This is a genomic window from Actinoalloteichus spitiensis RMV-1378 (assembly GCF_000239155.1).
GTDB classification, from domain to species: domain Bacteria; phylum Actinomycetota; class Actinomycetes; order Mycobacteriales; family Pseudonocardiaceae; genus Actinoalloteichus_B; species Actinoalloteichus_B spitiensis.
Genome location: NZ_AGVX02000157.1, coordinates 1 through 10,304, shown reverse-complemented (window position 1 = coordinate 10,304; position 10,304 = coordinate 1). Strand labels below are relative to the sequence as shown.

Annotated in this window: 8 protein-coding genes and 1 riboswitch; all 8 genes read left to right on the top strand. The window is 72.7% G+C overall.

Translation table 11 applies throughout. The annotated features are described in order from the left end of the window. Window positions 1-73 precede the first annotated feature (73 nt). The 8 genes from pgeF (at window position 74) to ACTIDRAF_RS0208330 (ending at window position 10,077) form a co-directional block, all read left to right on the top strand. Window positions 74-781 carry a peptidoglycan editing factor PgeF gene (gene pgeF / locus ACTIDRAF_RS0208365; protein WP_016698283.1) on the top strand — a complete coding sequence of 236 codons (708 nt, stop codon included), beginning with the start codon at window positions 74-76 and terminating at the stop codon, window positions 779-781. A 3-nt stretch (window positions 782-784) separates the two neighbouring features. Next, a complete protein-coding gene (locus ACTIDRAF_RS0208360) occupies window positions 785-1,516 on the top strand; it encodes a YggS family pyridoxal phosphate-dependent enzyme (protein ID WP_016698282.1) in 732 nt (243 codons plus the stop codon). 105 nt (window positions 1,517-1,621) lie between these two features. Further along, on the top strand, window positions 1,622-2,254 hold the full coding sequence (locus ACTIDRAF_RS0208355) for a cell division protein SepF (RefSeq protein WP_016698281.1): 633 nt from the start codon (window positions 1,622-1,624) through the stop codon (window positions 2,252-2,254). Between the two features lie 20 nt (window positions 2,255-2,274). Next, entirely contained in the window at window positions 2,275-2,559 is a 285-nt protein-coding gene (locus ACTIDRAF_RS0208350; RefSeq protein WP_026065904.1) for a YggT family protein, read from the top strand. Window positions 2,560-2,637: 78 nt separating this feature from the next. Then, a complete protein-coding gene (wag31, locus tag ACTIDRAF_RS0208345) occupies window positions 2,638-3,447 on the top strand; it encodes a DivIVA-like cell division protein Wag31 (protein WP_016698279.1) in 810 nt (269 codons plus the stop codon). Window positions 3,448-3,958: 511 nt separating this feature from the next. Beyond that, a complete protein-coding gene (ileS, locus tag ACTIDRAF_RS0208340) occupies window positions 3,959-7,213 on the top strand; it encodes an isoleucine--tRNA ligase (protein ID WP_016698278.1) in 3,255 nt (1,084 codons plus the stop codon). Window positions 7,214-8,113: 900 nt separating this feature from the next. Then, complete coding sequence (locus ACTIDRAF_RS0208335) at window positions 8,114-8,395, top strand: DUF167 domain-containing protein (protein WP_016698277.1); 282 nt, start codon at window positions 8,114-8,116, stop codon at window positions 8,393-8,395. A 153-nt stretch (window positions 8,396-8,548) separates the two neighbouring features. Further along, window positions 8,549-8,662: riboswitch (SAM riboswitch) on the top strand. Between the two features lie 38 nt (window positions 8,663-8,700). Then, window positions 8,701-10,077, top strand: coding sequence for an aminotransferase class V-fold PLP-dependent enzyme (locus ACTIDRAF_RS0208330; RefSeq protein WP_016698276.1), 1,377 nt, complete (start codon window positions 8,701-8,703; stop codon window positions 10,075-10,077). Window positions 10,078-10,304 lie beyond the last annotated feature (227 nt).

Below are 10,304 nucleotides of genomic sequence, written 5' to 3'. Positions count from 1 at the left end.
GGGCCGGGGCGCCCCGGCCCTTCCTAAGATCACTCTCGACAGTGCGACACCCGGGCGAAGGGAAGACCGACACGTGCGCGTCCGCCGCATCGTGACCACCAGGGAGGGTGGCCGCTCCTCCGGGCCCTACCAGGCCTTCAACCTGGGGGACCACGTCGGTGACGACCCGACCGCCGTCGCGGCGAACCGCCGGCGTCTCGCCAGTGAGCTCGGCCTGCCCCCGGACCGCCTGGTGTGGATGGAACAGGTGCACGGCCGAGGTGTGACGACCGTCGAGGGACCGCGCGCGCAGCCGGTGGAGGCGACCGACGCCCTGGTGACGGCCGAACCCGGACTGGCCCTGGTGGTCCTGGTGGCCGACTGCGTGCCGGTCCTGCTCGCCGACCCGGTCGCCGGGGTGGTGGCCGCCGTCCACGCGGGACGGATCGGCACCAGGGTCGGCGTGCTGCCGGCTGCCCTGGCCGCGATGGAACGCGCCGGAGCCCGGTTGGGCGACGTCGAGGCGCTGCTGGGGCCGGCGGTGTGCGGGGACTGCTACGAGGTGCCGGAGGCGATGCGCGCCGACGTCGAGCGGCACGTCCCGGGCACGGCGTGCCGCACGCGCCGGGGTACTCCCGGACTCGACCTCCGGGCGGGCCTGCTGGGGCAGCTGACCGAGGCCGGTGTTGGCCGGGTCGGCGCGGACCCCCGCTGCACCGTGGAGTCCCCGGAACTGTTCAGTCACCGGCGCGAGGCGCCCACCGGGCGGTTCGCCGCGGTGACGTGGTTCGAACGGAGCTGACCCGTGACCGAGGACCGCGCCAGCGAGCTGGCGGAGCGACTGCGGACGGTGCGCCGTCGCCTGGCCGACGCCGAGCGGGCCGCCGGCAGGGCGCCGGGTTCGGTGCGCCTGGTGGCGGTGACGAAGAACTTCCCGGCGGAGGACGTGGCGCTGTTGGCCGACCTCGGTCTGACCGAGTTCGGCGAGAGCCGGGACCAGGAAGCTCGGCCCAAGATCGACCGGTTCGCCGAGCTGCGCTCCGTTCCCCGGCCGACCTGGCACATGGTCGGCCGCCTCCAGCGGAACAAGGCGAGGGCGGTGGCGCGCTGGGCGGACGTCGTCCACTCCGTCGACAGCACCCGGCTCGTCGAGGCGTTGCGTGCCGGGGTGCGGGTCGCCCTCGACCAGGGCCACCGGAGCCGTCCCCTCGACGTGCTCGTCCAGGTCAGTCTCGATGAGGACGCTGACCGTGGTGGTTGCCCACCCGGGCAAGCGACAGTTCTCGCGGAGAACATAGCCCAGACGAGTGAACTGAGGCTGCGCGGCGTGATGGCTGTCGCGCCATTGGGTGGCAATCCCCTGACGGCGTTCCATAGTCTCGCTAGCGTGTCCGATCAGATCCAGCGCCACCATCCGGGAGCCACCGAAGTCTCCGCCGGGATGAGTGGGGACATGGAACACGCCATCGCGGCGGGGTCAACCCTCGTGCGTGTCGGAACCGGTCTGCTGGGTACCCGGAAGTTAGCCTCGCCTTGAGGTTGACGGGGAAACCACGGCGGTCAGCTGGCCGTCGGGACGTGTGGTACGGGGGGAAGCTGAGGCCGACGGCCTGGCGGACCGGGAGGCGGGGAAGGGCTGTCCATGAGCGCGTTGCACAAGCTGAAGGCCTACTTCGGAATGGTCCCCACCGACGACTTGGAGGCGTACGACGAGTCGTCGTCTGGCTACCGGGACGGGTACCAAGATGGTGATGACTACGACTCCTACGGCGACCGGACCGCGACCCGTGGCCGCCGCTCCAGCTCCTACCGAGGCGGCTACCGCCCCGCCGAGTTCGAGGACGACGACGAGGACTTCTCCGCCGAGGGGGAGCGGCCCTGGCCCCGCCGGCAGTGGTCGGGCGGGGACGCCCCCACCCGGGGAGCCCTGGCCGTGGACCCGCAGCGGGAACCCGTTACCCGGATCCGCCCGGCGCCCGAGCCGGCGAGCAGCGTCATGAGCAGGATCACGACACTGCACCCGAAGACCTACAAGGAAGCCAGGACCATTGGGGAGCACTACCGGGACGGGACCCCGGTCATCATCAACCTCACGGAGATGGCCGACGCGGACGCGCAGCGTCTCGTCGACTTCGCCGCCGGCCTGGCGTTCGCGCTGCGCGGGTCGATCGACAAGGTCACCACGAAGGTGTTCTTGCTCTCACCGGCCAACGTCGACGTCACCGCCGAGCAGCGCAAGAAGCTCGCCGAGGGCGGGCTGTTTGGCCGCGGCTGACTAGTGGCAGAGTGAAGAGCGTGGATGCGGTCCGGATCGTCCTGTACTACGTGTTGTTCTTCTTCTGGCTGCTGCTGATGGCCAGGATCGTGGTCGAGCTCGTGCGGTCGTTCGCCCGCGAGTGGCGACCCAACGGAGGGGTTGCGGTCGCGCTGGAGACCATCTACACAGTGACAGACCCACCCGTTCGTGCGCTGCGTCGGCTCATCCCGACCGTCCGGATCGGCGGCGTGGGGCTGGACTTGTCGATTATGGTGCTACTGCTGGTTGTCTTCATCGCGATGCAACTGGTTGTGCCTTCCTAACAGGTTTCGACTGGAGCACACGGGGTTACGGGGAGCCCAGGTGCCGCAGAGTCGAGGAGTGCGTGAGGTGATCTGACCATGCCGTCTCTGACCCCCGCCGACGTTCACAACGTCGCGTTCAGCAAGCCCCCGATCGGTAAACGGGGCTACAACGAGGACGAGGTGGACGCCTTCCTCGACCTGGTTGAGTCCGAGCTCGCCAGGCTCATCGAGGAGAACAACGAGCTCCGCAACCAGGTCGAGCAGCTCGACCAGCAGCTCGACAACGCCAGGGCGGACCTGGAGGACGCCAGGGCGAACGCCGGGTCGGTGACGGCGGTCCGGCCGGTGGACGAGCCGCGCCGGCTCGCTCCGGTCCCGCCGCCCACCCCGATGGAGCAGACCTCCCCGGGCGGCGACCACCACGTGCAGGCCGCCAAGGTGCTGGGGCTCGCCCAGGAGATGGCCGACCGGCTGACCGGTGAGGCCAAGACCGAGGCTGACGGGATGCTCTCGGAGGCACGGGCGAAGTCCGAGCAGTTGCTGTCGGAGGCGCGCACCAAGGCCGACAGCATGATCAACGAGGCCAGGACCCGCTCGGAGACCATGGTGTCCGAGGCCAGGACCAGGTCCGAGACGCTGGAGCGGCAGGCCAGGGAGAAGGCGACCGGCCTGGAGCGGGACGCCCAGCGCAAGCACGCCGAGGTGATGGGGAGCATCACCCAGGAGAAGAACAGCCTGGAGAAGCAGATCGAGGTGCTGCGCACCTTCGAGCGCGAGTACCGCACCCGGCTGAAGACGATGCTCGACTCGCAGCTCCGCGAGTTGGAGGACCGGGGCTCCGCGGTGCCCGAGGGGCGGGCGACCCAGTCCGGTTACACCTTCGGCACGCGGGCGGAGGCCGGCTGACCCGAGTTCCCACTGCTGTGGGCTGACCGCCAGGTGTCCGCCGGGCGACCCGCAGGGGTCGCCCGGCCGCCTCCTGTTCACGCTTTTCGGTGAGAACCGTCCGTGAGCGGTATCCGCTCCTTCGGGGGCGTCTCACCCTGAAGTGCGAGGGCCGGGGTCGGTGGGCCACCTGCGGCGCCGGGCGGCGGCCAGCACCGGCCCGGCAGCGGGCAGCCGTGTGCGTCGCCGAAGGGACCGCTCGCTATGCTGGTGGTCACAGGCACTGATCCGGCCATCACCGGGGAGCCTCCGGAAGAACGGCGCCGCACCGGGCGGCGCCCAGTAGAACCGGACGGGTGGGCCCGTCACAGCCAGACGAGAGGTCGTCGCGGCCGGTGTACCGGCGACGGCGGCAAGCGGGGTGGTACCGCGGTGCGCCGGCGAGTGCGCGTCGTCCCCGTGGGGGCTGGAGTCTCCGAGACTCCGGTCCGTGCGCAGGACGCCAGTCACGACGCCGCAAGGAGCGACACCGATGGCCTACCCCCGGGTCCATCTCACCGGAACACCGCGAGCCGAGGCCGACGGTTCGGCCGCCGGGACCACGACCGCGCCGGAGCAGCGCGGTGTGCCGGCCCAGCCCTCCTTCCCCGACCTCGAACTCGCCGTCCTCGACTACTGGTCCTCGGACCAGACCTTCGCCGCGAGCGTCGAGGCGCGGCCGGCGGGTGAGAACGGCGCCAACGAGTTCGTCTTCTACGACGGCCCCCCCTTCGCCAACGGCCTCCCGCACTACGGGCACCTGCTGACCGGCTACGTCAAGGACGTCGTGCCCCGCTACCGCACCATGCGCGGCGACCGGGTCGAACGCCGCTTCGGCTGGGACACCCACGGCCTGCCGGCCGAGCTGGAGGCGGAACGGCAGCTGGGGATCACCGACAAGTCGCAGATCGACGAGATGGGGGTGGCCGCCTTCAACGAGGCGTGCCGTTCCTCCGTGCTCCGCTACACCGACGAGTGGCGTGCCTACGTCACCAGGCAGGCCCGGTGGGTGGACTTCGACAACGACTACAAGACCCTCGACATCGGGTACATGGAGTCGGTGATCTGGGCCTTCAAACAGCTCTGGGACAAGGGGCTGGTCTACGAGGGCTACCGGGTGCTGCCCTACTGCTGGCGGGACGAGACGCCGCTGTCCAACCACGAGCTGCGGATGGACGACGACGTCTACCAGCGCCGGCAGGACCCGGCCGTCACCGTCGGGTTCCGCCTGACCGGCAACGACTCCGCCCTCGACGGCGCGCACCTGCTCATCTGGACGACCACGCCCTGGACCCTGCCCGCGAACCTGGCGACGGCCGTCCACCCCGAGGTCGACTACGTGCTGGTGGAGTCGGACGGCAGGCGGTTCGTCCTGGCCGAGGCCCGCCTGGCCGCCTACGCGAGGGAACTCGGCGAGGACCCGCTCGTCCTGGCCCGCCACCGCGGCGCCGAGTTGCTCGGGCTGCGCTACGCGCCCCCGTTCCCGTACTTCGTCGGCCGGGAGGGTGCCCACCGGGTGCTCGCCGCCGACTACGTGACCACCGAGGACGGCACGGGGGTCGTGCACATCGCCCCCGCCTACGGCGAGGAGGACAAGGCCGTCACCGACGCCGCCGGCATCGAGCCGGTGACCCCGGTCGACGCCCGGGGCCGGTTCACCTCGGAGGTGCCCGACTACGAGGGGCAGCAGGTCTTCGACGCCAACCCGAACATCATCCGCGACCTGCGGGACCGCACCGGGGGCGCCTCCGAACAGGGCGCGGTGCTCCTGCGGCACGAGACCTACGACCACGCCTACCCCCACTGCTGGCGGTGCCGCAACCCGCTGATCTACCGAGCGGTGTCCTCCTGGTTCGTGCGGGTGACCGAGTTCAAGGACCGCATGGTCGAGCTGAACCAGGAGATCACCTGGTACCCCGAGCACGTCAAGGACGGGCAGTTCGGGAACTGGCTCGCCGGTGCCCGCGACTGGTCGATCTCCCGCAACCGGTACTGGGGAACGCCGATCCCGGTGTGGGTCTCCGACGACCCGAGCCATCCCCGGGTGGACGTGTACGGCTCGCTCGACGAGTTGGAACGGGACTTCGGGGTGCGGCTCACCGACCTGCACCGCCCTTACGTGGACGAGCTCACCCGGCCCAACCCGGACGACCCCACCGGTCGGTCCACCATGCGCCGGGTCCCCGACGTCCTCGACGTCTGGTTCGACTCCGGGTCGATGCCCTACGCCCAGGTGCACTACCCGTTCGAGAACGCGGACTGGTTCGAGCACCACCACCCCGGTGACTTCATCGTGGAGTACATCGGCCAGACCCGTGGCTGGTTCTACACCCAGCACGTGTTGGCGACGGCGCTCTTCGACCGCCCGGCGTTCCGGAACTGCGTGTCGCACGGGATCGTGCTCGGCTCGGACGGCCAGAAGATGTCGAAGTCGCTGCGGAACTACCCGGACGTCAACGAGGTCTTCGACCGCGACGGTTCCGACGCCATGCGCTGGTTCCTGATGGCGAGCCCCATCCTGCGCGGGGGCAACCTGATCGTGACCGAACGGGGGATCCGCGAGTCGCTGCGCAAGGCGGTGCTGCCGCTGTGGAACTCCTGGTACTTCCTGTCGCTGTACGCCAACGCGGAGTCGCTGACCGGGGTGTCCTACGTCGACGGGGCGGAACTGGCCGCCGCCGGGCGTGACGTCTCCGAGCACGTCCTCGACCGCTACGTCCTCGCCAAGACCCACGACCTGGTGCGGCGGGTCACCGAGCGGTTGGACCACTACGACATCGCCTCGGCCTGCGCCGAGGTCCAGGACTTCCTGGAGGTGCTGACCAACTGGTACGTGCGCCGTTCCCGCGACCGGTTCTGGGCCGGGTCGCAGGAGGCGGTGGACACCCTGCACACCGTGCTGGAGGTGACGTGCCGGGTGGTCGCGCCGCTGCTGCCGATGACCTCGGAGGCCGTGTGGCGCGGCCTGACCGGCGGTCGGTCGGTGCACCTGGCGGACTGGCCGGACGCGGACGCGCTGCCCGCCGATCCCGCTCTCGTCGCGGCCATGGACCAGGTCCGGCAGGTGTGCTCCTCGGCCCTGGCCGTGCGGAAGGCGGCCCGGCGCCGGGTTCGTCTCCCGCTGGCCCGCCTGACCGCCGTGGTGGCCGACCCGGGTGCGTTGGCGCCGTTCGTCGACCTCATCAAGGACGAGGTCAACGTGAAGGAGGTCGAGCTCACCGACGACGGCAGCGCGTACGGTTCCTTCGAGCTCGCGGTCAACGCCAGGGTGGCGGGACCCCGGTTGGGCCGGGACGTGCAGAAGGTCATCCGCGCGGCCAAGGCGGGGGAGTGGCACGAGTCCGAGGACGGCACGGTGGTCGTCGCGGGTGTCGAGCTGCTGCCGGGGGAGTACGAGCAGCGGCTGGCCAAGAACGTCGACGACGTCGAGTCCCTGCCGGGCAACGCCGGGCTGGTCGCCCTGGACACCGAGGTGACACCGGAGTTGGCGGCCGAGGGCGTCGCCCGCGACCTGGTCCGCGTCGTCCAGCAGGCGCGCCGCGACGCGGGGCTGGAGGTCTCCGACCGGATCGCCTTGGCGGTCGAGGTGCCGGCGGACCTGGTGCCGGCGGTGACGGCCCACGAGGAGTTCGTGCGGGGCGAGACCCTGGCCGTGTCGCTGGCCACCACCATCGCGGAGGGCGCGACGGCGCTCACCGGCACGGTGGGCGAGGGGACCTCGGTGCGGGTCTCCGTGACCAGGGTGTGAGCCGTCGGGCGGATCCGCCGTCCCCGGGGGCGCGGTGGTCGGCCCGGCGTCTGGCCCGGGGCGGCGGGCGGATGGTCGTGCCGGCCTGAGGGAGAGCGGACCGGGGCGGCGACGTGGGAGGCCGCGCCCCGGTCCCGGCGGGTGGCGGGCTCGTGGCCGGGCCGATCGACCCGGCCCGAGGCGGCGGATGACGGCTGCTGGCCCGCCCGCCCGATCGTTCGGTGACGTGCGGGGGCGCAGCCTCCTGCCAGGGGCAGTGCGGGGGAGCGGCGCGGTGCTCCGGCGCGGCGGTGGATCCGCCACGAGGACCGACGGCAGACAGCCGGCCGGCGCCCCGGCTGTGGGTGGCCGGCGCGGAACCCCGGCATCCGCCTGGTCGCCCCGCGGCGGTGCCGCCCGCACCCACGGCACCCGTGGTGGGGTGCGCGTGGGTGTGTCGAGGCCCTTCGGGAGCAGCGTCTCACCGAGGGCCTCCCCCGGTGGTCCCCGCCCTGGGCTTCCCCGGTGGCGCGGTTCGGGACGCCCGAGGGTGTTGGTGTGGTTCGTCGCATCAGTGCTGACTGAAACAAATCGGCCAGCGCCACCTCCGGCGGCCGCACCGCGACGGCCCTCCGGCCTGTGCTGGAGCGGCCCGAGCGACACGCCGTCGACCGCCGCACTTCCCGGACCGCCCTCGCCACCTCCGGGTCCGGTCGTGCCTGGTCGGGCGCGCTGGTCCTCCTGCGTCGGAGGGGCCGACCGCCTCCTGGTGCCCCGGCCCTCGGACCTGACGTGGCAGCACTGGTCCGGTGGCCAGCCACGCCGCCAAGCGGACCCCGGCCGTGCTCCACCGGCGTACCGGGGCAGGGTGGGCTGGCGCGGGCGCGTGGTCGAGGCGTTCGCAGGAGGAGGTGGATCGTCGTGTTCCGTTTCGCGGTGCGCGTCAGGCCCGGCGCGCGGCGAACCGCCGTCGGCGGCAGGTGGGACGGGGCGCTGGGACCAGCGTTGGTGGTGGCGGTGGCCGCCCCAGCGGTCGAGGGCAAGGCCAACGAGGCGCTCCGGCGTGCGGTGGCGGACGCGTTCGGTGTCCGCCGCCAGGCCGTGCGGGTGGCCGCCGGTGAACGCGGTCGGGACAAGTGGTTGGTGGTCGACCTCGACGAGGCGACGGCCGCGCACCGCCTGCGCACCCTGCTCGGGGGCTGACACCAGCGGCCGTCGAGGAGGGCGGCCGGCTGTGCCGGGGAGAGGCCCGCCGGGGCCACCGGGTGGCGGGCCAGGCGGGGCGGTTCTCGCCGGCTCCCAGTTGCTGGGAGGACCGCTGGACACCGTGGGCGGCGGCGGTTAGGTTCTGCCCCAGGTCATGAGCGCCAGCGCCAAGCCCCGGCTCGCTGGCCGGCAACCCTCCTCCGCGGTGGGGTGCTCCGGGTGAGGACCAGGCCCGACCCGTGCGGTGTCGGGCAAGCGCGGGGCCTCCCCACCGGGTCCCCCGGATCCGAGGAGGTCGTGCCATGTCGTCCACAGCCGCCACCGTCCGCCCGTCCCGCGTGGCGTCCCCGGCGCCTGCCCTGCCGCCCGTGGTCGGCGCGGACCTGCGCGTTCCGCTGGTGACGGGAGGGGACGTCGCGTACGCGAACCTCGACCACGCGGCGAGCGCACCCTGCCTCCAGGCGGTGCGGGACGCCGTTGACGAGGTCCTGCCCTGGTACGCGAGCGTGCACCGGGGAGCCGGGCTGCTGTCGCAGGCGTCGACGCGGATCTACGAGAACGCGCGGGAGACGGTGCGCCGGTTCGTCGACGCGCCGTCCGACCACGACGTCGTGTTCACCCGCAACACCACGGACGCGTTGAACCTGGTCGCGGCCGTGCTGCCGGCGGAGACCGTGGTGGTCACCTTCGACGCCGACCACCACGCGGCGCTGCTGCCCTGGGGCGGCCACCGGGTGCGCCGCATCCGTGCACCGCGCAGTGCGGACGAGGCGGTGGCCGTGGCGGATGCGGAGTTGGCGGCCCTGGTCGCCGACGGCGCCCGGGTCGCCGTGGTGCTCACCGCCGCGTCGAACGTGACCGGTGAACTGTGGCCGGTCGCGGAGCTGGCCGAGGTCAGCCGTCGCCACGGTGCCCTGTCAGTCCTGGACGCGGCGCAGTGGGCGCCCCACCGGCCGGTGTCGGTGTCCGACCTCGGCGTGGACTTCCTCGCCTTCTCGGGGCACAAGGTGTACGCGCCCTTCGGCTGCGGAGCGCTGGCGGGGCCCGCGCACCTGTTGCGGTCGGCCCGGCCCTACCTGCGGGGTGGTGGCGCGTCCACCCTCGTGGAGTCCGTGGGAGCGGACCTGCGCGTGACCTGGGCCGACGGAGTGGAGCGCCAGGAGGCCGGCACTCCGAACGTGGTGGGCGCGCACGCGCTCGCGGTGGCCTGCGACACGCTGTCGGCACACTGGCGGGGAGTGGTCGAGCACGAGGACCGGCTGGCCCGGGCCCTGCGGGAGGGCATCGCGACCGTGCCCGGGACGCGCCCGCTGCGGCTGTTCGACGGGAACGGCCCCTCAGTGGGGGTCGTCAGCTTCGGCGTCGACGGGACCGATCCGGCGCTGGTGGCCGCCGTGCTGTCGGCGGAGTACGGGATCGGGGTGCGGGACGGCGCCTTCTGCGCGCACGTCGCCACCGAGCGCCTGCTGGCCCGGGCGGGGGCCGGCGGGCGACGGGCCGTGCGGGTCAGCGTGGGTCTGGGCAGCACCGAGGAGCACGTCGAGCGCCTGCTCGCCGCGCTGCGGGCCGTGGCGTCCTCGGGGCCGGCCTGGTCCTACGCGCAGCGGGACGGGCGCTGGGTTCCCGTCCCCGACCCCCGGCCGGTGCCGGCGGGACTCCCGTGGGGTGGGGCCGCCTGAGCTCGGTCGGGGGAGGCGTTGGCTGGTCGCAGAGGGGGCGGGGCAGCGCCCGCCGACGGTAATGCCGCCTGTGACCAGCGCAGATACCGGTAGGCCACAATGGTTGGGTGAGTGAGACCGGCCCTGCGGGTTCCCCCGCGGACGACGATCCTGCCAACGCCGACGCGGGAGTCGACGGCGGACCCGCCCGCTCCGGTGGCGGGGGCCCGCCGAGGCGGCGGGAGGCG